A 24,521-nucleotide genomic window follows, 5' to 3' on the forward strand; every position below is an offset into this window, starting at 1 on the left:
GGGCGTGTCCCCGTACCGGTGAACCGGTACGGGGACACGCCCCTCACACATCCGTCCTACGCGAACGGATCGAACTCCTGGTACTCCTTGCTGACGTCGTCGCGCTCCGTCTCACGGTCACGGCGGCGCTGCGCCGCCGGACGCGGCTCCTCCAGACGGTGGTCCTCACCGCGGCGGCCGAGCATCTCCGCTCCGGCCGTCACCGTGGGCTCCCAGTCGAAGACCACGGCGTTGTCCTCGGCACCGATGGCCACACCGTCGCCGGCCCTGGCACCTGCCTTGCGCAGCTGGTCCTCGACGCCCAGCCGGTTCAGCCGGTCCGCGAGGTAGCCGACGGCCTCGTCGTTGTTGAAGTCGGTCTGGCGCACCCAGCGCTCCGGCTTCTCGCCGCGCACCCGGTAGATGCCGTCGTCCTCCAGCTTCACCGTGAAGCCGGCGTCGTCCACGGCCTTGGGCCGGATGACGATACGGGTCGCCTCCTCCACCGGCTTGGCGGCACGCGCCTCGGCGATGACGCCGGCCAGCGCGAAGGAGAGCTCCTTGAGACCGGTGCGCGCGACGGCGGACGCCTCGAAGACGCGGTAGCCGCGCTCCTCCAGCTCGGGACGGATCATGTCCGCGAGGTCCTGGCCGTCCGGGATGTCGATCTTGTTGAGCACGACGATACGGGGCCGGTCCTCCAGACCCCCGTACAGCTTGAGCTCCTCCTCGATCATGTCGAGGTCGGAGACCGGGTCGCGGTCGGACTCCAGCGTCGCCGTGTCCAGTACGTGGACGAGTACCGAGCAGCGCTCGACGTGCCGCAGGAACTCCAGGCCGAGGCCCTTGCCCTGGCTGGCGCCCGGGATCAGGCCCGGTACGTCGGCGATGGTGTAGACGGTGCTGCCCGCGGTGACCACGCCCAGGTTCGGGACGAGGGTCGTGAACGGGTAGTCGGCGATCTTCGGCTTGGCGGCCGACAGGACCGAGATCAGCGAGGACTTGCCCGCGCTCGGGTAGCCGACGAGCGCCACGTCGGCGACGGTCTTCAGCTCCAGGACGACGTCCCGGGCCTCACCGGGCTCGCCGAGCAGCGCGAAGCCGGGGGCCTTGCGGCGGGCGGAGGCCAGCGCGCCGTTGCCGAGGCCGCCGCGGCCGCCCTGGCCGGCGATGAACATCGTGCCCTGGCCGACGAGGTCGGCCAGCACGTTGCCCTCGCTGTCGAGGACGACGGTGCCGTCCGGCACGGGCAGGACCAGGTCCTGGCCCTCCTTGCCGGTGCGGTTGTCGCCCGCGCCGGGCTGGCCGTTGGTGGCCTTGCGGTGGGGGTGGTGGTGGTATTCGAGGAGCGTGGTGACCGCCTGATCGACGATCAGGGTCACGTCGCCGCCACGGCCGCCGTTGCCGCCGTCCGGGCCGCCGAGCGGCTTGAACTTCTCACGGTGAACGGAGGCACAGCCGTGGCCTCCGTTACCCGCGGCGACATGCAGTTCGACGCGGTCCACGAAGGTGGTCATGGGTGGAACCTCCAGTTACATACGTACAGAAATGTCTCGCTCATGCGCCCCTGTAGGAGCAACACGCGAAAGGCGGACCCACTTCCCGTAAAAGGAAGTGAGGTCCGCCTCCACGTCATACCGCTCTACGAGCGCCGAATTCAGCCGGCGATCGGAACGATGTTCACGACCTTGCGGCCACGGTGCGTACCGAACTCGACCGCACCGGCGGCGAGGGCGAACAGCGTGTCGTCGCCGCCACGGCCGACGCCCGTGCCCGGGTGGAAGTGGGTGCCGCGCTGGCGGACCAGGATCTCACCGGCGTTGACGGCCTGACCGCCGAAGCGCTTCACGCCGAGCCGCTGAGCATTGGAATCGCGCCCGTTCCGGGTGGACGATGCGCCCTTCTTGTGTGCCATGTCTCCTCAGTCCCTTACTTCGCAGCCGCGGGGATACCGGTGACCTTGATCGCCGTGTACTGCTGGCGGTGACCCTGGCGACGGCGGTAGCCGGTCTTGTTCTTGTAGCGAAGGATGTCGATCTTCGCGCCCTTGTGGTGGTCCACAATCTCGGCCTGGACCTTGATGCCGTCAAGCACCCACGGGTCGCTGGTCACGGCGTCGCCGTCGACAACGAGCAGGGTAGAGAGCTCTACCGTGTCGCCAACCTTGGCGGTGGGAATCTTGTCAACCTCAACGATGTCGCCGACAGCAACCTTGTGCTGGCGACCACCGCTGCGCACGATGGCGTACACGCGGATCTCACTCTCACTCGAAGACGAAACCCCTGAAGCCAGCCGCTCACACGGGTCCGGGGACCCGTGATGATCCGGATTGGACGAGCGGCCTCTCCCGAACGAGCGGGAGGTCAGTGCTCAGAGGTGTGGCGAAACAAACGCCGACGGTCAAGATTACGGGGACCTGTACAGCCCGGTCAAACCGGGCCCCTTTCCGGGGCCCGGCCTCAGGATCCGATGGCCTCTACGTAGTCGGCGTAGGCGTCCCGGATCCCGTCCGGGGACAGGTCCAGATGCTCCAGGATCGTGTAGCGGCCCGGCCTGGTCCGGGGGGCGAAGCCGACCACCTGGACGAACTCCTCCGCGCTGAACCCCATCTCCTCCGCCGTGACCGGCAGGCCGTGGCGCCGCAGCGAACCGGCCATCCGTACGGACTCCTGGTGCGCGCCCCGCAGGTGCATGGCGAACGCCGCGCCCAGACCGCACTGCTCACCGTGGCTCGCGGCTCGCTCGGGGAAGAGCAGGTCGAAGGCGTGGTTGATCTCGTGGCAGGCACCCGAGGCGGGACGGCTGTCCCCCGCCACCGACATCGAGATGCCGGTCAGCACCAGCCCCTCGGCCAGCACCTGGAGGAAGCCGTCGTCACCCAGGGCCCCTGGATGGCGCAGCACGGCCTCGCCGGCCTGCCGGGCCATCGCGGCGGCCAGTCCGTCGATGTCCTCACCGTTGACCCGGTGGGCGAGCTCCCAGTCCGCGACGGCGGAGATGTTCGAGAGCGCGTCACCGATCCCGGACCGCACGAAGCGGACCGGTGCCTCACGGATGATGTCGAGGTCGATGACGACGGCGATCGGGTTCGGGACACCGTACGAGCCGCGGCCCGCGTCGTTGTCCAGCGTGGCCACCGGTGAGCACAGCCCGTCGTGGGACAGGTTCGTCGCCACGGCGACCAGCGGCAGCCCGACCCGGGCAGCGGCGAACTTCGCACAGTCGATGATCTTGCCGCCGCCGAGCCCGACGACGGCGTCGTACCTGCCGGACTTCATGGCCTCGGCGAGCTTGACGGCGTCGTCCAGCGTGCCGCCGCCCACCTCGAACCAGGAAGCACCCGGCAGGCTGTCCGAGAGCCGCTCCCGCAGCGCCCGTCCGGAACCCCCGCTGATCGCGATCGCCAGTTTGCCCGAGCCGGAGATCCGCTGATCGGCGAGGACACCCGCCAGATCGGACAGAGCGCCGGCCCGGATGTCGACGACGACCGGTGCGGGGATCAGCCGGGTCAGTACTGGCACGCGATGGTCCTGCCCTTGGCCAGGTCCTCGTGGTTGTCGATCTCGACCCACTTGACGTCGCCGATCGGCTCCACGTCGACCTTGAAGCCGCGGTTGACGAGCTCCTGGTAGCCGTCCTCGTAGTAGAGGTCCGGGTCGCGCTCGAACGTGGTCTTCAGCGCGTCGGCCAGCTCCTCGGCCGCGTCACCCTCGATGAGGGTGACACCGATGTACTCACCGGTGGCCTCGGCCGGGTCCATCAGCTTCGTGATCCGCTGCACGCCCTTGGCGGGGTCGACGACGACCTTCATCTCCTCGTCCGCCAGCTGCTTCACCGTGTCGAGGGCGAGGATGATCTTCTTGCCCTCGCCGCGGGCGGCGAGCAGCGTCTTCTCGACGGAGACGGGGTGCACGGTGTCGCCGTTGGCGAGGATCACGCCGTCCTTGAGTGCGTCACGGCCGCACCAGAGGGAGTAGGCGTTGTTCCACTCCTCGGCCTTGTCGTTGTCGATCAGCGTGAGGGTCACGCCGTACTTCGCCTCAAGGGCGGCCTTGCGCTCGTACAGGGCCTCCTTGCGGTAGCCCACGATGATGGCGACGTCGGTCAGGCCGACCTCGGCGAAGTTGCCGAGCGTCAGGTCGACGACGGTCAGGCTCTCCTCGTCACCCTCGGGACCGACCGGCACCAGGGCCTTGGGAAGCGTGTCGGTGTAGGGGCGCAGACGACGGCCTGCGCCGGCCGCCAGAATCATGCCGATCATGAGGGTTCTCCTTGGTCCTTGGTGCGGTGCGGGTGTCTTGGATGAGTGGGTGGGGCAGCCGTGACTCAGAGGCTGCCGGGTGACCTGAGACCGGAAAGTCGGACGCGGTCCGGTGCGTGCGATTCCAAGTCGCCGGGATGTCCTGGCAGCGGGAGCTGCCCGGGCATTTCGGCAACGCGGGAAGCGTGTGCCAGGGCGTGGGCGCCCGATCGCAGGTCACCCGACAGCCTCTCAGAGCTCGGTGGCCGCGAAGTCGCGCAGCCAGGTCCGGAAGTCGGGCCCCAGGTCCTCGCGCTCGCAGGCGAGCCTGACGATGGCCCGCAGATAGTCGCCCCGGTCACCGGTGTCGTACCGGCGGCCCCGGAAGACGACACCGTGGACCGGGCCGCCGAGCTTCTCGTCGGCGGCCAGCTGCTGCAGTGCGTCGGTCAGCTGGATCTCGCCGCCCCGGCCCGGCTCCGTGTCCCGCAGCACGCCGAAGACGGCCGGGTCCAGTACATAGCGTCCGATGACGGCGAGATTGCTGGGGGCGTCGCCCGCTTCAGGCTTCTCGACCAGTCCGGTGACCCGGACCACGTCGGCCTCGGGCGTGACCTCCACCGCGGCGCATCCGTACAGGTGGATCTGCTCGGGAGCGACCTCCATCAGCGCGACGACGCTGCCGCCCTCACGCTCCTGGATCTCGGTCATGCGGGCCAGCAGCGGATCACGCGGGTCGATCAGGTCGTCGCCGAGCAGCACCGCGAAGGGCTCGTCACCCACATGCGGCTCCGCGCACAGGACGGCGTGGCCGAGGCCCTTCGGGTCGCCCTGCCGGACGTAGTGCATGGTCGCCAGTTCGCTTGACTCCTGGACCCGGACCAGCCGTTCGTCGTCGCCCTTGCGGGTCAGCGCCGACTCCAGCTCGTAGTTCCGGTCGAAGTGGTCCTCCAGGGCACGCTTGTTGCGCCCGGTGATCATCAACACGTCGTTCAGCCCCGCGGCGGCGGCCTCCTCCACGACGTACTGGATCGCCGGCTTGTCGACGACCGGAAGCATCTCCTTGGGAGTGGCTTTCGTCGCCGGCAGGAACCGGGTACCGAGCCCGGCGGCAGGTATGACGGCCTTCTGGATCTTGTGCATGTGGGAAGAGCTTCCGTGTGGGGTTACGGGGACCGGCCGGGCGCCGGAACGCAGCCGGCCGGCCCCGTGGAGGGACCGGCCCGACTGCGTCGCGCGCGGTGCCGGGGCCTGTGCCGATCGGACACAGGCCCCGGGTGGGTCAGGCCTCGTCGGCCGAAGCCGTGACGGTGGCCGACGACTGCTCGGCCGCCACCGTCTTCTTCGCCGCCTTCTTGGCCGTCGTCTTCTTGGCGACGGTCTTCTTGGCCGCCGTCTTCTTGACGGCCGCCTTCTTGGCCGTGGCCTTCTTCGCGGTCTTGCGGGCCGCCTTCTTGGCCGGTGCCGGTTCGGCGTCGGCCTCGGGGGCTGACTCCGGCTCGGCGCCCGTCACCACGACGACCGCGGCCTCCTCGGCACCTGCGGGCGAACCCGCGGGTGAGGTGGCCTTACGGGTCGCCCGGCGCCGGGCACGCGGCGGTGCGGCCGGCTCCTCGGCAGGGGCCTCGGCGTGCGGCGCCTCGACGACCGGGTCCTCCGCGGCGACCGGGTCGGCGTCGGACACCGGCTCCTCGGCCACGGGGGCGGGCTCGGCCGCCGGGGCCGGCTCGACGACCGGGGCGGGCTCGGCCGCCGGGGCCGGCGAACCCGCCGGGGCGGTCGCCTTACGGGTCGCCCGACGGCGCGTACGGCCCTGCGGCGCCTCGGCCGGGGCCTCGGCGACCGGGGCTTCGGCGACCGGCTCCGGTGCGACGACCGGCTCCGGCTCCACCACGGGCTCCGGCGTCACGACCGGCTCGGCCACGGGGGCCGGGGCGGACGCGGACCTCGGGGCGCCGGCCGGGGCCGTCGCCTTGCGCGTGGCCCGGCGACGGCCGCGGCCGCGCCCGGCTGCCGCCTCGGCCTCGGCGGGGCTGCTGTACAGCTCCTCGTCCGGGACGAACTCCGGCTCGGGAAGCGCCAGCGGAGCGGCGACCTCCGCAGCCACCTCCGCCTCGGTCTCGACGTCGGTGTCCGTCTCGGAGACGTGCTCGTGGTCGTGCTCGTGGTCCTGGCCCGAGCCGCCGCGGCGCTTCTTGGAACGCTTGCCGTTGCCGCCGCCACCGACCGAGGTGGGCTGCTCCATGTGCACGATCACGCCGCGCCCGTTGCAGTGGACACAGGTCTCGGAGAAGGACTCCAGCAGGCCCTGGCCGACCCGCTTACGGGTCATCTGGACCAGGCCCAGCGAGGTGACCTCGGCGACCTGGTGCTTCGTACGGTCGCGTCCCAGGCACTCCAGCAGGCGCCGCAGCACCAGGTCCCGGTTGGACTCCAGCACCATGTCGATGAAGTCGACGACGACGATGCCGCCGAGGTCGCGCAGCCGCAGCTGGCGCACGATCTCCTCGGCCGCCTCCAGGTTGTTCTTGGTGACGGTCTCTTCCAGGTTGCCGCCCTGACCGGTGAACTTGCCGGTGTTGACGTCGACGACGACCATCGCCTCGGTCTTGTCGATCACCAGCGAGCCGCCGCTCGGCAGGTAGACCTTGCGGTCCAGCGCCTTCATGAGCTGCTCGTCGATCCGGTACGTCGCGAAGATGTCGACCTCGGAGGTCCACCGCGACAGCCGGTCCGTCAGGTCGGGCGCCACGTGCGAGACGTAGCCGTAGATCGTCTCCCACGCGTCGTCACCGCTGACGATGACCTTGGAGAAGTCCTCGTTGAAGATGTCGCGGACGACCCGGACGGTCATGTCCGGCTCGCCGTAGAGAAGCGTCGGCGCGTTGGAGCTGCCGCTGCTCTTCGACTTCTTCTGGATGTCCTCCCACTGCTGCTGCAGCCGCTCCACGTCACGGCGCAGCTCGTCCTCGCTCGCGCCCTCCGCGGCGGTGCGGACGATGACGCCCGCGTCCTCGGGAACGATCTTCTTGAGGATGGTCTTGAGCCGGGCGCGCTCGGTGTCGGGCAGCTTGCGGCTGATCCCCGTCATCGAGCCCTCGGGCACGTAGACCAGGTAGCGGCCGGGCAGCGAGACCTGGCTGGTCAGGCGGGCGCCCTTGTGGCCGATCGGGTCCTTCGTCACCTGGACGAGGACGGACTGGCCGGACTTGAGCGCGGTCTCGATACGGCGCGGCCCGTGGGCCATGCCGAGCGCCTCGAAGTTGACCTCACCGGCGTACAGGACGGCGTTGCGGCCCTTGCCGATGTCGACGAAGGCGGCCTCCATCGACGGCAGGACGTTCTGGACCTTGCCCAGGTAGACGTTGCCGACGTAGCTGGTGGCCTGCTCCTTGTTGACGTAGTGCTCGACGAGCACGTTGTCCTCGAGGACGCCGATCTGGGTGCGCTCGCCGTTCTGGCGGACGACCATGACGCGCTCGACGGCCTCGCGCCGGGCGAGGAACTCCGCCTCGGTGATGATCGGCACCCGGCGGCGGCCCTGCTCGCGGCCCTCGCGGCGGCGCTGCTTCTTCGCCTCCATACGGGTCGAGCCCTTGATGGACTGGACCTCGTCGAAGCCGGTGCCGGGCTCGCGCTCGGCCTCCTTCTTGCGGGGCTCACGGACCTTGACGACCGTGCGCTCCGGGTCGTCCGTGCCGTTCTCGGCGTCGGACGCGGAGTCACCGCTGCGACGGCGACGGCGACGGCGCCGACGGCTGCTGCTCGACCCGGAGGCACCGGAGTCGTTGTCGTCCTGCTCGTCGTCGCCCTCGTCCTCGGACTCCTGAGCGGACTCGTGCTCGTCCTCGGAGTGGTCGGCGGAGTCGTCGGCGTGCTGCTCGGCGGCGTCGTCCTCGGCGGACTCGCCACGGCGGCGGCGACGGCCTCCGCGACGACGGCGGCGCGACGGGCGGTCGCCGTACTCGTCGGTCTCCTCCCCGTCCTGCTCGGCGTCGCTCTCGTTCGAAGGCTCCTGCTCGTCCTCGGCCTGCTCCTGGACCGGAGCGGCGGCCGGGGCGGGCGCGGCGACGGGCTCGGCCTCGGCGGCCTCACCGCGGCGACGGCGACGGCGACGCGAACCGCCCTGCGGCGCGGCCTCGGCGGGGGCGGCCGGCTCGGCGGGGGCGGTGCTCTGCTCCTCCGCCGTCACGGTCTCGTCCTCGAGCTCCTCGTCGTGCGCGACGGGGGGCTGGGCGGCGGCCGCGGCGGCAGCGGTCTCCGGGGTCTGGAACATCGGCTCGGCGAAGACCGGCGCCTGGAACACGGCGACGGCGGGACGCTCCGCCCGGCGGCTCCGGCGCGCGGGCTCCTCGACCTTGCCGGTGAACTCGGGGCGGCCCGCGGCGGCGGTGGCGCGGCGGCGCTGACGGCCGCGCGGGGCGGCCTCCTCGACCTCGGCGGTCTCGGCGGCCAGCTCCTCCACGGCTGCCTCGGGCAGGCTCTCGCCCGTCTGGTCGCGCTCCTCGACGGCTTCCGTGACCTGCGGGGCGCCTGCGGGAGAGGTCGCCTTGCGGGAGGCACGGCGGCGGCCACGCGGGGCCTCGACGGGCTCCGCGGCCTCTTCCTCGACCGGCTCGGGGGCCGCGACAACCGGCTCCGGCTCCACGACGGCTTCGGTCCGGGCGGCCTGCGGCGCACCGGCGGGGGCGGAGGCCCTGCGCCTGGTACGGCCACGCGGCGCCTCGGTCACGGCGGGCTCGGTCACGGGGGGCTCGGTCACGGCGGGCTCGACGGCCTCGGCCGCGACGGCCTCCTCGACGATCTCGGCCACCTCGGCGGCCTGCGGCGCTCCGGCAGGGGCGGTCGCCTTACGGGACGCACGACGACGCGACCTCCACGACCTCCACGGTCTCGGCGGCCTGCGGCGCACCGGCAGGCGCGGTCGCCTTACGGACGGCGCGGCGGCGCGCACGGACGGGCGGCGCGGCATCGGCGGCGCTCTCGGTACTGGTCTCCGACACTCCGGCGTCAACGGCCGGTATGGCCGGAGCCTCGGCTCCGGCCTGGGCGCCCGCCGTCGGCGGGCCCGCCGGGCGGGATGCCGCGCGGCGCCTGCGGCGCGGCGGCAGCTTGTCCCCGGGGGTGTTGCTGTCTTCTGCGTTCCCGGCCGTGCCGGGTTCGGTGGGCTGAGGCATGCGGGCGGTTCTCCCGTCGGGCTCCCGGGCGCCGCGTCTGATTCCGGTCCGGCACGGTCCGCATGAGGTACGCGGTACCGCCGTCCGGGGCGCGGGCGCCGCACGGGGGCTGAATGTCTGGCTCGCCGGTTCCCTACGCGGTGTGCGTACGGCCTGGCGAAAGTCTTATGGGTCAGCGCGCGGCCCGGCCCAGGTGGCTCCCGAGTCCGAGGGCTGCGCTACAACGACCGCCTTACGCGGAACCTGCACCTTCAGGCGCCGTCGCGACGGCGGTCCCGGTGGCCGTGGGTAGAACGGCCGGGGCTGCCTCGCGGTCGGGCGCGAGCGGGTCGGTCACCGTGCCGGACTCCTCGTCGAAGAGCCCCTGCGCCAGCCTGGTCACCGCTGCGGGGACCGGCGGCGCCAGGTCGGCCACAACGCGGAGACCGGACAGGACGTCGTCAGGCCGAACGGCAGGTGTCACGTGCCGAACAACCAGCCGCAGTATCGCACAGGCCTTGTCCCCGGGCCTATCAGGCTGATGATCAAGGGCCTGCAGGTCGACGACGGCGGACCGGGCGTCGAAGCTGCGGATGCCGTTCTTCGTGCGGCGCTCGACCTCGACGGTCTCGGCCGCGTTGAACGCGGCGACGGCCTTCTCGGCGTCCTCCACGGCGACCCCGTTCAGCCGCATCTCCCAGATGGAGGCGGTGAGCCGGTCGGCGAGACCCGAGGTGCGGGCCTCGACGGCGTCGGTGATGTCGAGACCGTCCGGCAGCGAGTCGTTGAGGAGTTCGCGCAGCGTGCCCGGATCACGGGCCTCGGTGAGAGCGATCTCCAGGAACTCGGCCTCGCTGCCCGTGCCGGTGGGTGCGGCGTTGGCGTACGACACCTTGGGGTGCGGGGTGAAGCCCGCCGAGTAGGCCATGGGCACCTCGGAGCGGCGCAGCGCCCGCTCGAAGGCACGCTGGAAGTCTCGATGACTGGTGAACCGGAGGCGGCCGCGCTTGGTGTAGCGCAGTCGGATGCGCTGCACTGCCGGTGCGGGCGGCGGGCCTTCGGGCTGTCGCTTGCCCAGTGGTTCTTCTCCTCGGTGCGGAGCGGACGCGGTGACACGCCGCCCTCGAAGTACGGGTGGCCCGGGGGCGTCCGGTCCGGCTCACCCCTGCTGGACGGATTTCTCTTTCCGCAGGGAGATCTCTGGTTCGGGCGCCGCGCTGGGCACAGTCGTTGTACTACCCAGAGTACGCGCAAGGACGCTTCCAGGTTCCCGGGGCTCGGGTTCACGTGTCCCGCCGACCAGCGCCCGCCAGGCATCGCGCCTGGCCTGCCGGACGGTCTCGCGGGCTGTGCGCAGTGTCAGCCGGGCCGTCCGCCCCACCGCCAGGGCAGCACGCCCCGCCGGTGCGAAGACCGCGTCACGCAGGAAGTGCCCGACCGGGGTGCACACCGTGCGGTAGGCCCAGGCCACCGGCGCCCCGACCAGGTGCCATGCCAGCCACGCCAGCGCCCGGCCGACGGCCCGCGAGACAAACCCGGCGACCCGCCAGGCGACGCCGAACGCGGCAGCGATCTCCCGGCCGACGGGGGCCAGGATCCGCCGGTACACCCAGACCACCGGGATGACGAACAGCACCGTGACCAGCCACCGGACCCCGGCCCACAGCCCCCGGCAGCCGGCCCCGATGCCGCGGACCAGGAGATCGAGGAGCCATGCGATGCCGTGGCCCAGCGGGGTGAGCAGTTCCCCGTACGTCCACACGAGTGGCAGCACGATCAGGTGCTCCACCAGCCAGGCGACGGCCAGCCCCAGCGGCTTGAGGACATACCGCCACAGCAGGACCACCGGCATCACGAGCAGGACGGTGAGCAGCCACTTCACAGCGGTCGCGATCCCTCGTCCGGCCGGGTCCAGAAGCGCCCGCCGGATCCATAGCAGCCCGTGCCCGATCGGGGTGAGCACGTGCGCGTAGACCCATGTGACCGGCACCACGATGCCGTACCGGACCCCGGGCACCACCACGTACCGCCACAGCGCGACCCACGGCCACACGAACACCGCCATGGCCAGCCACCGCAGCCCGTGCCCGAGTGGGGTCAGCACCTGGGCGTACAGCCATCGGGCCGGAATCACGACCAGCACCTCGAAGAGCCACGCCAGCGCGCGCCCCAGCGGGCGCAGCAGGATCCGGTCGGCAGCACGCGCGCCCGCGACGAGGGCGTCCCAGACCATCCGCACCGGCAGGACGAGGACGAGGACGACGATCCTCACCGGAATCCTGACGAGCGTGGTGAGGCAGCCGTCGCCGCTCTCGTACCGCGCGGGTGCCTGGTGCTTTCCGTATTCCATGCACCTCATGACGCGAAGGCCCGGTCGGGGGTTTCCCCGACCGGGCCTTCGTCACCGAGATGTCACCCGTCAGAAGCCGGGCGGTGTCACCTCACTGACGGTTTCTCACTTCACGACCGTCAGCGGCAGGAGCTTCTTGCCGGTGGGGCCGATCTGAATGCTCGTGTCCATCTGAGGGCAGACGCCACAATCGAAGCAAGGCGTCCAGCGGCAGTCCTCGACCTCGGTCTCGTCGAGCGAGTCCTGCCAGTCCTCCCAGAGCCAGTCCTTGTCGAGACCGGAGTCCAGGTGGTCCCAGGGCAGGACCTCTTCGTACGTCCGCTCGCGGGTGGTGTACCAGTCGACGTCCACACCGAACTCGGGCAGTGCCTTCTCGGCGCTCTTCATCCACAGGTCGTAGCTGAAGTACTCGCGCCAGCCGTCGAAGCGGCCGCCGGCCTCGTAGACGGCGCGGATGACGGAGCCGACCCGGCGGTCGCCGCGGGAGAGCAGGCCCTCGACGATGCCGGGCTTGCCGTCGTGGTAGCGGAAGCCGATCGAGCGGCCGTACTTCTTGTCGCCGCGGATCTTGTCGCGGAGCTTGGTCAGCCGGGCGTCGGTCTCCTCGGCGCTGAGCTGCGGCGCCCACTGGAACGGGGTGTGCGGCTTGGGGACGAAGCCGCCGATGGAGACGGTGCAGCGGATGTCGTTCTGCCCGGACACCTCACGGCCCTTGGCGATCACCTTGACCGCCATGTCGCCGATCTGGAGGACGTCCTCGTCGGTCTCGGTGGGCAGGCCGCACATGAAGTACAGCTTCACCTGTCGCCAGCCGTTGCCGTACGCGGTGGAGACCGTACGGATCAGGTCCTCCTCCGAGACCATCTTGTTGATGACCTTGCGCATGCGCTCGGAGCCGCCCTCGGGGGCGAAGGTGAGACCGGAACGGCGGCCGTTGCGGGTCAGCTCGTTGGCCAGGTCCACGTTGAACGCGTCGACGCGGGTGGAGGGCAGCGAGAGGCCGATCTTGTCCTCGGTGTACCGGTCGGCGAGGCCCTTGGCGATCTCGCCGATCTCGGTGTGGTCCGCGGAGGAGAGGGAGAGCAGGCCCACCTCCTCGAAGCCCGTCGCCTTGAGGCCCTTCTCCACCATGTCGCCGATGCCGGTGATGCTTCGCTCCCGCACGGGGCGCGTGATCATGCCGGCCTGGCAGAAACGGCAGCCGCGGGTGCAGCCGCGGAAGATCTCCACGGACATGCGCTCGTGGACGGTCTCGGCGAGCGGGACGAGGGGCTGCTTGGGGTAGGGCCACTCGTCGAGGTCCATGACGGTGTGCTTGGAGACCCGCCACGGCACGCCCGACTTGTTCGGCACGACGCGGCCGATGCGGCCGTCCGGGAGGTACTCGACGTCGTAGAAGCCGGGGACGTAGACGCCACCCGTCTTCGCGAGGCGGAACAGCACCTCCTCGCGGCCGCCGGGGCGGCCCTCGGCCTTCCAGGCGCGGACGATCTCGGTGATCTCCAGGACCGCCTGCTCGCCGTCGCCGATGACCGCGCAGTCGATGAACTCCGCGATCGGTTCGGGGTTGAACGCGGCGTGGCCGCCCGCGAGCACGATCGGGTCGTCGAGGCCGCGGTCCTTGGCGGAGAGCGGGATGCCGGCCAGGTCCAGGGCGGTGAGCATGTTGGTGTAGCCGAGCTCGGTGGAGAAGCTCAGCCCGAAGACGTCGAACGCCTTGACCGGGCGGTGGCCGTCCACGGTGAACTGCGGAACCTTGTGCTCGCGCATCAGCGCTTCGAGGTCCGGCCAGACGCTGTAGGTGCGCTCGGCGAGGACGCCCTCGCGCTCGTTGAGTACCTCGTACAGGATCATGACGCCCTGGTTGGGGAGCCCGACCTCGTAGGCGTCCGGGTACATGAGGGCCCAGCGGACGTCGCATTCGTCCCACGGTTTGACGGTGGAGTTCAGCTCACCGCCGACGTACTGGATGGGCTTCTGCACATGCGGGAGCAGAGCTTCGAGCTGTGGGAAGACCGAATCGACAGACATCGCGAACTTTCGAGAGCTGGCAGGGGTGACCATCCAGCGTACCGCGCCGCTCAGCCTCCGGACGCCGACCGGATCCCCGCCTTGCACGCCTTGGCCCAGACCCCGGGCAGTTCCCGCTCCCGTGCCGCGGCCGCCGCCTCCTCCTGTCCGTGCAGCAGGCCCCAGGTGAACGAGGACTCCCCCGCCGCGTGGGCCTGGACGGCGAGGGTGCGCAGGGCGTCTCGGGCGACGACGCTGTCCTGGTGGTCGCCGAGGACGCTCTGGACGGCCTTCAGCCGCTTGGCGGACTTCCGGGCCGGTTTCCCGAGCGCGGGGCGGGCCGCCTCCGCCGCGTACCGTGCGCGTTTCGCCGCTTTGCGGGCGCCGTGCAGGGCGAGGTCGCGGTCAGGGCCCGGCGGGTGTTCCAGGGCTCGCGCGATGCGGGCGGCGAGGCGTTCGTGGTTCTTGTGCGCGGCGCGGGTGAGCGCCTTGCCGGGCGGGCCGGCGGCCGCGGGCAACAGGGGCGGGTCGGCGAGGAGTGCGTGCAGGGTCTCCAGCAGTGCGAGGTGGCGGGCGCCGTCCAGCACTGCGACGGTACGGCGGCGGGAGCCGCTGCGACGGGCCGTGGACCAGATCCGCAGCCGGGCCCGGACCGGGCCGAGGACCAGGGTGCGGGGCAGAGCGTCGAGCCGGGTGCGCAGCCGGGCGTCGATGACCTCCTGGTCGCGGTCGGCGCCGAGCTCCGCCGCGAGCCACTTCAGCTCGGCTCCGACGGGGTCGGTGACCGTGCGGTCGAGGACCTTGCGGTAGGTGCGGAAGGTGCTGCGGAGCCTGCGGGTGGCGACCCGCATCCGGTGCACGGAGTCGGGCAGGCCCCGGCGCACGGCGGGGTCGAGGGCCACGATCTCGGTGATCTGTTCGCGTACGTAGGCGAGGACGTGGTCGCCCGCGGTGCGCGGGGGCGGGCCGGGCTCCCGTTGGCGCTTCTCCGGGGACGCCTCCTTCTTCGCTGACGGCTTCTCCGGGGACGCCTCCTTCTTCGCTGACGGCTTCTCCGGGAGCGTCTTCTTCTTCGGGGACGTCTCGGCCAGGGCCCGGGCGAGTTTGGAGTGGGACGCGGAGGGCCGTATCCCTGCCTTGCGCAGCCGGCGCTCGACGGCGTCGAGGAACGCGGGGTCGCCGTCGTCGGCGAGTTCGACCTCGATCTCGGTCCAGGCGGTGGCGCGGTTGCCGCTGTGCAGCCGCTGGGCCCGGACCGCGTCGACGCCGAGTTCGGCGAGCGGTTCACCGTCCGGGCCGTTCAGCACGTGGACGTCGCGGGTGGACCGGAGCCGGACCACGGGGACGAGGGCGGTGTCGCGGACCCGGGAGCGGACGAGGCCGGCCAGGTCCGCGGGCAGGGTGTCGGAGAGCGGGGCCCCGATCTCGTCGCGGATGCCGAAGGCGACCGGGAACTTGAGGTGCCAGCCGGCGTCCGCTCCGCCGGTGCGGCGACGCAGGGTGATGCTGTCGGCGGCGAGGCGGAGGTCCTCGGTGTCGTAGTAGACGGCGTCGAGCTCGATGGCGCCCCGGTGGTCCACGGCGGCGACTCCGGCCACCCGCGTCAGGTCGGGCAGCCGGGCGTCACCAGTGGCTTCGTACTTCCGCTCGATCTCGCGCTTCACGTCCGCCATGCATCGAATCTAGACGTGATGTACGCGGATGGGCAGTGGTCCCGCAACGGCTCAGGCCGTTATCGGCCGTTGGACCCTGATCGACTGGAGCAGTCCGATGGCCACCCAGACGGCGAACATCGAGGAGCCTCCGTAGGAGACGAACGGCAGGGGCAGTCCGGCGACCGGCATGATGCCGAGCGTCATGCCGATGTTCTCGAAGGCCTGGAAGGCGAACCAGGCGATGATGCCCGCGGCGACGATCGTGCCGTAGAGCTCGGTGGTCTCGCGGGCGATGCGGCAGGCGCGCCACAGGACGACGCCGAGCAGGACCAGGATCAGTCCGGCGCCGAGGAAGCCGAGTTCCTCACCGGCGACGGTGAAGACGAAGTCGGTCTGCTGCTCGGGGACGAACTGGCCGGTGGTCTGGGTGCCCTGGAAGAGGCCGGTGCCGGAGAGGCCGCCGGAGCCGATCGCGATCCGGGCCTGGTTGGTGTTGTAGCCGACGCCCGCGGGGTCGAGGGCCGGGTTGGCGAAAGCGGCGAACCGGGCGATCTGGTAGTCGTCGAGAAGCCCGAGCTGCCAGATGGCTACGGCGCCCGCGGTGCCCGCGCCGAGGAGTCCGAAGACCCAGCGGTTGGAGGCGCCGGAGGCCAGGAGGACGCCGAGCACGATGACGGCCATGACCATCACGGAGCCGAGGTCCGGCATGCCCATGACGACGGCCATCGGGAGCGCGGCCAGGCCGAGGGCCTTGGCGACGGTCCGGTGGTCGGGGTGCAGCTGGTCGCCCGCGTCGACGCGGGCGGCGAGCAGCATCGCCATGCCGAGGATGATGGTGATCTTGGTGAATTCCGAGGGCTGGAGGGAGAAGCCGCCGGGCAGGAGGATCCAGGCGTGGGCGCCGTTGACCGTGGCGCCGAGCGGGGTGAGGACCGCCATCACGAGGACCACGGACAGCCCGTAAAGGATCGGCACCGCGCCGCGCAGGGTCCGGTGGCCGAGCCAGATCGTGCCGATCATCAGGGCGAAGCCGATGCCGGTGTTGAGGGCGTGGCGGAAGAGGAAGTAGTACGGGTCGCCGTGGGTGAGCGAGTCACGTCCGCGGGTCGCCGACCAGACGAGCAGCGAGCCGATGAACGAGAGGGCGATCGCCGAACCGAGCAGCGGCCAGTCGAGTCGGCGCACCACGGAGTCGCGGGCGGTGAGCTTGCCCCAGGCGCCGCGGTCGGGGGCGTACCGCTGGACGGAGAAGCCTGCCATCAGTCACGCCTCCCCAGCACTGCGGCGAGCGTCTGCTCGTTGGCCGGCTTCTGCGACGCCGGGTCGTAGGGCTTGATCTTCGGGGCGTCGATGGTGCCGTCCGTCTGGATCTTCGGCAGCGACTTCTGCGGGGTCGGCAGCAGGGCCTTCTTGAGGTCCTGCTTGCCCGAGGCGTCGAGTCCGTAGAGGGCGTTGTAGATGTTGCGGACGGCGGGCCCGGATGCTCCGGAACCCGTACCGCCCTGGGAGATCGTCATGACGATCGAGTAGTCCTTGGTGTACGTGGCGAACCAGGAGGTCGTCTGCTTGCCGTAGACCTCGGCCGTACCCGTCTTGGCGTGCATCGGGATCTTGTCCTGCGGCCAGCCGCCGAATCGCCAGGCGGCGGAGCCGCGGGTCGCGACACCCGCGAGGGCTTCGTCTATTTCGTTGCGCGTCTTCTTGGTGAAGGGGAGCTTGCCGTGCGACTTCGGCTCGATCTCCTGGACGGTCTGTCCGTCGCCGCTGACGATCGCCTTGCCGACGGTGGGGTCGTAGAGGGTGCCGCCGTTGGAGATGGCCGCGTAGATGGTGGCCATCTGGATCGGAGTGACGAGGGTGTCGCCCTGGCCGATCGAGTAGTTGACGGAGTCACCGGCGCGCATCCTGTCGCCTTCGAGGCAGTTCTCGTACGCGATCTGCTCGACGTACGTACCGCCCTTCTTGCCCTGCTTGCACCACGCGTCGTGGTTGGCCTTGGCGAAGTTCTTCTTCCACTCGCGGTCCGGGACGCGGCCGCTGACCTCGTTGGGGAGGTCGATGCCGGTCTCCTTGCCGAGACCGAACTGGTGGGCGGTCTTGTAGAACCAGTCGTTGGGGTTCTTCTTGGGGCTGTTCCCGCCGTCCTTCTGCCACTCCTTGTGCGCGAGGCCGTAGTACACGGTGTCGCAGGAGACTTCGAGGGCGCGGCCGATGGTGATGCTGCCGTAGCCCTGGGACTCGAAGTTCTTGAAGGTCTGGCCGCCGATGGAGTACGAGCTGGGGCAGGGGTAGTTGCCGTCGAAGGGGTATCCGGCGTTGACCGCGGCGGTGGAGGAGATGACCTTGAAGATGGAGCCGGGGGCGGCCTGGCCCTGGATGGCCCGGTTCAGCAGCGGGAAGTTGGAGTTCTTGCCGGTGAGCTTGGCGTAGTCCTTGGCGGAGATGCCGCCGACCCAGGCGTTGGGGTCGTAGTTGGGCAGGGAGGCCATGGAGACGACCCGGCCGGTCTTGGCCTCCATGACGACGACGGCGCCGGAGTCGGCCTTGTAGTTCTCGCCGGTGTTGGTGTCGAACTCGGTACGGGCCACCTTCATGGCCTGGTTGAGCTCGTACTCGGCGACGGACTGGACGCGGGCGTCGATGGAGGTGACGACGCTGGCGCCGGCCTCCGCCTCGTCGTTCTTGGCCTGGCCGATGACGCGGCCGAGGTTGTCGACCTCGTAGCGGGTGACGCCGGCCTTGCCGCGCAGCTCCTTGTCGTACGTGCGCTCCAGGCCGGAGCGGCCGACCTGGTCGGAGCGGAGGTAGGGCGAGTCGCTGTCCTGGGCCTTGGTGATCTCGTCGTCGGTGACGGGTGAGAGGTAGCCGAGGACCTGGGCGGTGTTGGCCTTGCCGGGTGCGGCGTAGCGGCGGACGGCGGTGGGTTCGGCGGTGATGCCGGGGAAGGCCTCCGCGCGTTCGCGGATCGTCAGGGCCTGCTGGGTGGTGGCCTCGTCGGTGACGGGGATCGGCTGGTAGGGCGAGCCGTTCCAGCAGGGCTGGGGGGTCTTCGCGTCGCAGAGCCGGACCTTGTCGATGACGTCCTTGGGCTTCATGTCGAGGACGCCGGCGAGCCGGGTCAGGACGCTTGCGCCGTCGTCGTCCATCTTGAGCAGTTCGGTGCGGCTGGCGGAGACGACGAGGCGGGTCTCGTTGTCGGCCAGTGGTACGCCGCGGGCGTCGAGGATGGAGCCGCGGGCGGCGGGCTGGACGACCTGCTGGACGTGGTTGTTCTTCGCCTCGTCGGAGTACTCCTGGCCGTTGCGGATCTGGAGGTACCAGAGGCGGCCGCCGAGGGTGAGCAGCAGGGAGAAGACGAGGACCTGGATGACGATGAGGCGGATCTGGACCCGCTGGGTCCGTCCCGTCTCGGGGATGTTGGTCACGGGGCGCCCCCGGTGGTGGTCGGGCCGGTGGTACGGGGGTTGCCCCCGGAGGAGTGCGTCCTCACAGTCGCTTGACTCCCTTGATGCGTCCGGCGCGTGCGGCCCGGTTGCGGGCGGCCTTGACGCGCAGTCCGCCGCGCTGGCTGCCGATCCGCAGTCCGGTGCCCGCGGCGAGCCAGCCGGCCGCGACGTCGCCGCGGCCGGAGGAGGACTCGGTCAGCGGGTCGTTCACCGTACGTCTGGCGAGGGCCATGATCAGCGGGACGGTGAACGGCGCGAGGAGCAGGTCGTAGACGGCCGCGGTGAACAGCAGGCTGCCCAGGCCCACGTGGCGGGCCGCCGTATCGCCGACGAGGGCTCCGACGCCCGCGTAGAGCAGCGTCGATCCGATGGCCGCCGCGACGACCACGGCCATCGGGAGGAAGGCGGACTTGAGCTGGCCGTTCTCGGGCCTGGCCAGTCCGGCGAGGTAGCCGATGACGCAGAGCACCAGGGCGTAGCGTCCGGCGGCGTGGTCGGCGGGGGGTGCCAGATCGGCGAGGAGGCCCGCGCCGAAGCCGATGAGGGCCCCGCTGACGTGCCCGTACACGAAGGCCAGTCCGAGGACGACCATGAGCAGCAGATCGGGTACGGCGCCGGGCAGCTGGAGCCGGGCGAGTACGGATACCTGGACGACCAGGGCGATCACGACCAGAACGATGGAGAGCAGAGTCCGGTTCACGCGCATGGGGATCAGCTCTACCTCTGTTCGTTTACCGCGTTGTCGGCGTTCGGTGTGGCGTTCCCACTGGGGTTCGGATCCGGGCTGCCGCTGGGCCCCGTGCTCTGGTGGATGTTCCCGACCACGTTGCCGCTGGTGTCGACGATGTCGCCGTTGGGCGAGATGGTGACGGTGACGGTCGGGGTGGGCTTCGGCTTGGCGGGCTTGGCGGCCTTCTTCGGCAGGACCGCGTCGCGCGGGTCCTCGCGCGGTGCCTGGACGACGATGCCGACGATGTCGAGCTTGGTGAAGCCGACGAACGGGCGGACGTAGACGGTACGGGTCAGGTCGCCGCCGGACGGGTCGACGCGGACGACCTCGCCGACCGGGACGCCGGGCACGAACGGCTTGTCCTTGCTGGAGCCGAAGGTGACGAGGCGGTCGCCCTTCTTGACCTTGGCCTTGCCGTTCAGGAACTGGACGGACAGCGGGCGCGAGCCCTGGCCGGTGGCGAAACCGAGTTCGTCGGTGGACTCCATCCGGGTGCCGACGGTGAAGTCGGGGTCGTTGGCCAGGAGCACCGTGGCGGTGTCCGGGCCGACGGTGGTGACGCGGCCGACGAGTCCGTCGCCGTTGAGGACGGTCATGTCGCGCTTGAGACCGTCCCTGGATCCGGCGTCGATGGTGACCGTCCAGGAGAAGCCCTGGGCCGCTCCTATGGCGATGACCTCGGCGGCCTTGATGCCGTACTGGCCGGCGTCCGACTTCTTGAGCATCTTGTCGAGCTCGCGGACCCGGCTGCGGTTACGGTCGTCGCTGCCCAGCCTCACCTTGAGCGCGGCGTTCTCCTGCTCCAGCGCGGTGATCTTGTCGTGGCGGGTGCCGGAGGCGCGTACGGCCCCTATGGCGTTGCCCACCGGATCGACCGCTGCCGCCACGCCGTTCTCCACCGGTCCGAAGACGGTGGCGGCGGCCTGCCGGGCGCCGTCCACCGGTGACTCCTCGCCGCCGCGGATGTCCACCGTGATCAGTGCGAATGCGATGGCGATCAGCAGCACCAGGAGCAGCCGGCTCTCTCGTGTGTCCCTCACGTGCGGCGGCCGTGCCTTCCTCGTAGGAATGTTCGTGCCTGTATATCAACGATCCTCCGCGCGGAGCGGCAGCGTCCGCGCGGAGGGTCACTTGAGTTTCTACCGTCGGGGCTGGGCGTCCAGCACCTGCTGGAGCGCCTCGAACTCCTCGACGCACTTGCCGGAGCCGAGCGCCACGGAGTCCAGCGGGTTCTCGGCGATGTGGATCGGCATGCCCGTCTCGTGGCGCAGCCGCTCGTCCAGACCGCGCAGCAGCGCACCGCCGCCGGTGAGGACGATGCCGCGGTCCATGACGTCGCCGGAGAGCTCCGGCGGGCACTTGTCCAGCGTCGTCTTGACCGCGTCGACGATCGCGTTGACCGGCTCCTCGATCGCCTTGCGGACCTCGGCGGCGGAGATGACCACGGTCTTGGGCAGGCCCGAGACGAGGTCACGGCCGCGGATCTCGGTGTGCTCGTCCTTCTCCAGGTCGAACGCCGAACCGATGGTGATCTTGATCTGTTCGGCGGTGCGCTCACCGAGCAGGAGCGAGTACTCCTTCTTGATGTGCTGGATGATCGCGTTGTCCAGTTCGTCACCGGCGGTCCGGATCGACTGGGCAGTGACGATTCCGCCGAGCGAGATGACCGCGACCTCGGTGGTGCCGCCACCGATGTCGACGACCATATTGCCGGTGGCCTCGTGGACCGGCAGGCCGGAACCGATGGCCGCCGCCATGGGCTCCTCGATGATGTGCACCTGGCGCGCGCCGGCCTGCGTCGACGCCTCGATCACGGCGCGTCGCTCGACCCCGGTGATGCCGGAGGGCACGCAGACGACGACCCGCGGGCGGGCCAGGTAGCGGCGCTTATGGATCTTCAGGATGAAGTAGCGGAGCATCCGCTCCGTGATCTCGAAGTCGGCGATCACGCCGTCCTTCAGGGGCCGTACGGCAACGATGTTGCCCGGCGTACGGCCGATCATCTTCTTGGCCTCGGACCCGACCGCGAGAATGCCGCCGGTGTTGGTGTTGATGGCCACGACGGACGGCTCGTTCAGAACGATGCCGCGCCCCCTGACGTACACCAGCGTGTTGGCAGTCCCGAGGTCGATAGCCATGTCACGGCCGATGAACGACATTGAGTTCCCCTTGTTCCCCATGAGGATGCGTCGGGCCTTCCCAGTCGAAAGCGATGGCTTGTTCTGGTAGGCGAGGTGAGCGCTGCGGGCGTGGAAGCTTCCATCGTAGTGCCGGACAGGCCGACACAGCGCGAGGGTCCTTCGCCATGCTGAGCAGAACGGGTGGCCGTTCCACTCATGGTGACGTTACGTCGGAGGGATGCGTTCCCGCGATCGGGGACCGTATGCCGAAGGGCGACCGAATTACTTCGGTCGCCCCAGGTCATCAGCGCTGTTCGGCTGATCGGAGTCAGGAAAGTCCCGGGAAGAACAGCTTCATTTCTCGCTCTGCGGACTCCTCGGAGTCCGAGGCGTGGATGAGGTTCTCCCGGGTGATGGTGCCGAAGTCGCCACGGATCGAGCCGGGCGCGGCGGCGATCGGGTCGGTGGGGCCGGCCAGGGCGCGAACACCCTCGATGACCCGCTCGCCTTCGGCCACCAGGGCGACGATCGGTCCGGACTGCATGAACTCGACGAGCGGCTCGTAGAACGGGCGGCCGACGTGCTCGGCGTAGTGCTGTTCCAGCGTGGCGCGGTCGAGGGTGCGGAGCTCCAGCGCCGTGATCTTCCAGCCGGCCTTGCGCTCGATGCGGCCGACGATCTCGCCGACCAGACCGCGACGGACGGCGTCGGGCTTGAGAAGAACGAGGGTGCGCTGGGTCATGTGCGGCTCCTTGCAGGCATACGGGTGCGGTGAGGCGAGGTTACAGGGGTGCGGTGACGGGCCGACGGCCGGGTTTGGCAGGCCGACGGGCTCCTCAGCTTCCGGCGGGCGCCTGTGCCGCCTCCTGTGCGGCCCACTGGGCCTTCACCTCGTCGATCCTGCGGCCGTAGTGCACGGAGGCCCACCACAGGCCGCCGAAGGCCAGACCGAGGATGAACATCATCGGGACGACGAAGCCACTGGCGAGCAGCGCGATCTGGAGCGCCCATCCGAGCTGTATGCCGCCGGGACGGGTGATCATCCCGCAGAGCAGCACGGAGAGCAGCATGCCGATGCCGCAGACCGTCCAGACCGTGGCGGACGTCAGGTCGTCGGACTTCATCGCGACGAGTCCAGCGAACCCGATCACGAAGAACTCACCGATCAGCGTCGATGCACAGAGCGTACGCACGTCGGTCAGCGCCTTCCCAGAAGCAGCCGGGCCTCGCCGACCGTGATCACGGATCCGGTCACCAGTACCCCGGCGCCCGCGTACTCGTCCTCTTCCTCGGCGAGGGTGATCGCCGCCTCCAGCGCGTCGTCCAGCCGGGGTTCGACCTGGACGCGGTCGTTGCCGAAGACCTCGACGGCGACCGCCGCGAGTTCGTCGGCGTCCATCGCGCGTGCGCTGGAGTTCTGGGTGACGACGACCTCGGCGAAGATCGGCTCGAAGGCTTCCAGGAGCCCGCGCACGTCCTTGTCGCCGCTGGCCCCGACCACACCGATCAGCCGGGAGAAGCCGAATGCCTCGGAGAGCCCCTCGGCGGTGGCCTGGGCGCCTGCCGGGTTGTGCGCGGCGTCCAGGACGACGGTCGGGCTGGAGCGGACCACTTCGAGGCGGCCCGGCGAGATCACCGAGGCGAAGGCCTTGCGGATGATGTCGGCGTCGAGCGATCCGGTCTGCTCGGCGCCGATGCCGAAGAACGCCTCGACCGCGCAGAGCGCCACCACCGCGTTGCGTGCCTGGTGGGCGCCGTACAGCGGAAGGAAGATGTTGTCGTACTCGCCGCCGAGTCCGCGCAGCGTCAGGAGCTGGCCGCCGACCGCGATCTCGCGGGAGACGACGCCGAACTCCATGCCCTCGCGGGCCACGGTGGCGTCGACCTCGACGGCCTTCTTCAGCATCACCTGGGCGGCGTCGACGGGCTGCTGGGCGAGGATGACCGTCGCGTCCTGCTTGATGATCCCGGACTTCTCCACCGCGATCTCGCCCGGTGTGGAGCCCAGCCGGTCGGTGTGGTCCAGCGAGATGGGGGTGACGACGGCGACCGTGGAGTCGATCACGTTGGTCGCGTCCCAGCTGCCGCCCATGCCGACCTCGACGACGGCGACATCGACCGGCGCGTCGGCGAAGGCCGCGTACGCCATGCCGGTGAGGACCTCGAAGAAGGAGAGCCGGTAGGGCTGCTGCGCGTCGACCATCTCGACGTACGGCTTGATGTCCTCGTACGTGGAGATGAACCGCTCGGGGTCCATCGGGGAGCCGTCCAGGCTGATCCGCTCGGTGATCGACTGGACGTGCGGCGAGGTGTAGCGGCCGGTGCGCAGGTCGAAGGCGCCGAGCAGTGCCTCGATCATGCGGGCGGTGCTCGTCTTGCCGTTGGTCCCCGTGATGTGGATGGAGGGGTAGGCGCGCTGCGGGTCACCGAGCACGTCCATCAGCGCGGCGATGCGCGTCACGGACGGCTCGAGCTTGGTCTCGCCCCAGCGCCCGGCGAGCTCCTGCTCCACCGCGCGCAGCGCCTTGTCCACCTCCGGATCGGCGGGGCGGGAGGGGACCTCGTCGCCCTGGGGCGGTCCGGAGGCGGCGCGCAGGGTGCGGCTCCCGGCCTCGATCACCGCCAGGTCGGGGTCGCGCTGGGTCGCTTCGTCGACGATCTCCGCGAAGGTCTCGTCGGAGTCGGACGCGTCGTGCCGGTCGGAAGGGCGGGGCTCACTCACGGGGCCAGTCTACGGATCGGCACGGACATCGCGCGCAGCGCCCGGCGGCGGGGGAACGGGGAAGCCCCCGTCCCCCTCGCGGGAGGGGTACGGGGGCTCGCCGGGTTCCGGTC

The 24,521-nt window shown here is 70.5% G+C and carries 18 protein-coding genes and 1 pseudogene; all 19 read right to left on the reverse strand.

The features are described 5' to 3' along the window. Positions 1 to 56: 56 nt before the first annotated feature. The 19 genes and pseudogenes from obgE to folC all read right to left on the reverse strand — a co-directional run bounded on the left by obgE (position 57) and on the right by folC (position 24,408). Complete coding sequence (gene obgE / locus JGS39_RS15285) at positions 57 to 1,496, reverse strand: GTPase ObgE (RefSeq protein ID WP_219569596.1); 1,440 nt, start codon at positions 1,494 to 1,496, stop codon at positions 57 to 59. Between the two features lie 140 nt (positions 1,497 to 1,636). Beyond that, on the reverse strand, positions 1,637 to 1,894 hold the full coding sequence (rpmA, locus tag JGS39_RS15290) for a 50S ribosomal protein L27 (RefSeq protein WP_018103204.1): 258 nt from the start codon (positions 1,892 to 1,894) through the stop codon (positions 1,637 to 1,639). A 14-nt stretch (positions 1,895 to 1,908) separates the two neighbouring features. After that, positions 1,909 to 2,229, reverse strand: a complete 321-nt coding sequence (gene rplU / locus JGS39_RS15295; protein WP_018551604.1) for a 50S ribosomal protein L21 — start codon at positions 2,227 to 2,229, stop codon at positions 1,909 to 1,911. 209 nt (positions 2,230 to 2,438) lie between these two features. Continuing rightward, on the reverse strand, positions 2,439 to 3,500 hold the full coding sequence (locus JGS39_RS15300) for an iron-containing alcohol dehydrogenase family protein (RefSeq protein ID WP_219569599.1): 1,062 nt from the start codon (positions 3,498 to 3,500) through the stop codon (positions 2,439 to 2,441). Then, the gene (locus JGS39_RS15305) at positions 3,488 to 4,240 is read right to left on the reverse strand and encodes a phosphocholine cytidylyltransferase family protein (protein WP_219569601.1); all 753 of its coding nucleotides are present in this window, start codon (positions 4,238 to 4,240) and stop codon (positions 3,488 to 3,490) included. The genes JGS39_RS15300 and JGS39_RS15305 overlap by 13 nt, the downstream gene beginning before the upstream one ends. Before the next feature lie 231 nt (positions 4,241 to 4,471). Beyond that, the gene (gene galU, locus JGS39_RS15310) at positions 4,472 to 5,362 is read right to left on the reverse strand and encodes a UTP--glucose-1-phosphate uridylyltransferase GalU (RefSeq protein ID WP_219569603.1); all 891 of its coding nucleotides are present in this window, start codon (positions 5,360 to 5,362) and stop codon (positions 4,472 to 4,474) included. A 139-nt stretch (positions 5,363 to 5,501) separates the two neighbouring features. After that, positions 5,502 to 9,396 (reverse strand): annotated as a pseudogene (locus JGS39_RS15315) (Rne/Rng family ribonuclease). 232 nt (positions 9,397 to 9,628) lie between these two features. Then, a complete protein-coding gene (locus JGS39_RS15320) occupies positions 9,629 to 10,411 on the reverse strand; it encodes a TIGR03936 family radical SAM-associated protein (protein WP_219569606.1) in 783 nt (260 codons plus the stop codon). Positions 10,412 to 10,534: 123 nt separating this feature from the next. Next, the gene (locus JGS39_RS15325) at positions 10,535 to 11,725 is read right to left on the reverse strand and encodes a hypothetical protein (RefSeq protein WP_219569609.1); all 1,191 of its coding nucleotides are present in this window, start codon (positions 11,723 to 11,725) and stop codon (positions 10,535 to 10,537) included. Positions 11,726 to 11,830: 105 nt separating this feature from the next. Then, a complete protein-coding gene (locus tag JGS39_RS15330) occupies positions 11,831 to 13,756 on the reverse strand; it encodes a TIGR03960 family B12-binding radical SAM protein (protein WP_219569612.1) in 1,926 nt (641 codons plus the stop codon). Between the two features lie 50 nt (positions 13,757 to 13,806). Continuing rightward, a complete protein-coding gene (locus tag JGS39_RS15335) occupies positions 13,807 to 15,408 on the reverse strand; it encodes a CYTH and CHAD domain-containing protein (protein WP_219569615.1) in 1,602 nt (533 codons plus the stop codon). A gap of 51 nt (positions 15,409 to 15,459) precedes the next feature. Further along, positions 15,460 to 16,650 carry a rod shape-determining protein RodA gene (rodA, locus tag JGS39_RS15340; RefSeq protein WP_219569617.1) on the reverse strand — a complete coding sequence of 397 codons (1,191 nt, stop codon included), beginning with the start codon at positions 16,648 to 16,650 and terminating at the stop codon, positions 15,460 to 15,462. Beyond that, entirely contained in the window at positions 16,650 to 18,815 is a 2,166-nt protein-coding gene (gene mrdA / locus JGS39_RS15345) for a penicillin-binding protein 2 (RefSeq protein WP_219569622.1), read from the reverse strand. Before mrdA ends, rodA begins: the two co-directional genes overlap by 1 nt. Before the next feature lie 61 nt (positions 18,816 to 18,876). Further along, positions 18,877 to 19,542, reverse strand: coding sequence for a rod shape-determining protein MreD (gene mreD / locus JGS39_RS15350; protein ID WP_219569623.1), 666 nt, complete (start codon positions 19,540 to 19,542; stop codon positions 18,877 to 18,879). Between the two features lie 11 nt (positions 19,543 to 19,553). After that, positions 19,554 to 20,606: a rod shape-determining protein MreC gene (gene mreC, locus JGS39_RS15355; RefSeq protein WP_219569626.1), complete on the reverse strand. Its 1,053-nt coding sequence runs from the start codon at positions 20,604 to 20,606 to the stop codon at positions 19,554 to 19,556. Between the two features lie 99 nt (positions 20,607 to 20,705). Beyond that, entirely contained in the window at positions 20,706 to 21,725 is a 1,020-nt protein-coding gene (locus JGS39_RS15360; protein ID WP_219569629.1) for a rod shape-determining protein, read from the reverse strand. A 289-nt stretch (positions 21,726 to 22,014) separates the two neighbouring features. Then, entirely contained in the window at positions 22,015 to 22,428 is a 414-nt protein-coding gene (ndk, locus tag JGS39_RS15365; protein ID WP_018103190.1) for a nucleoside-diphosphate kinase, read from the reverse strand. Between the two features lie 94 nt (positions 22,429 to 22,522). Beyond that, entirely contained in the window at positions 22,523 to 22,879 is a 357-nt protein-coding gene (locus tag JGS39_RS15370) for a DUF4233 domain-containing protein (protein ID WP_219569632.1), read from the reverse strand. A gap of 5 nt (positions 22,880 to 22,884) precedes the next feature. Next, on the reverse strand, positions 22,885 to 24,408 hold the full coding sequence (folC, locus tag JGS39_RS15375; RefSeq protein ID WP_219569635.1) for a bifunctional tetrahydrofolate synthase/dihydrofolate synthase: 1,524 nt from the start codon (positions 24,406 to 24,408) through the stop codon (positions 22,885 to 22,887). Positions 24,409 to 24,521 lie beyond the last annotated feature (113 nt).

The organism is Streptomyces poriferorum (genome assembly GCF_019399235.1).
Taxonomy (GTDB): domain Bacteria; phylum Actinomycetota; class Actinomycetes; order Streptomycetales; family Streptomycetaceae; genus Streptomyces; species Streptomyces poriferorum.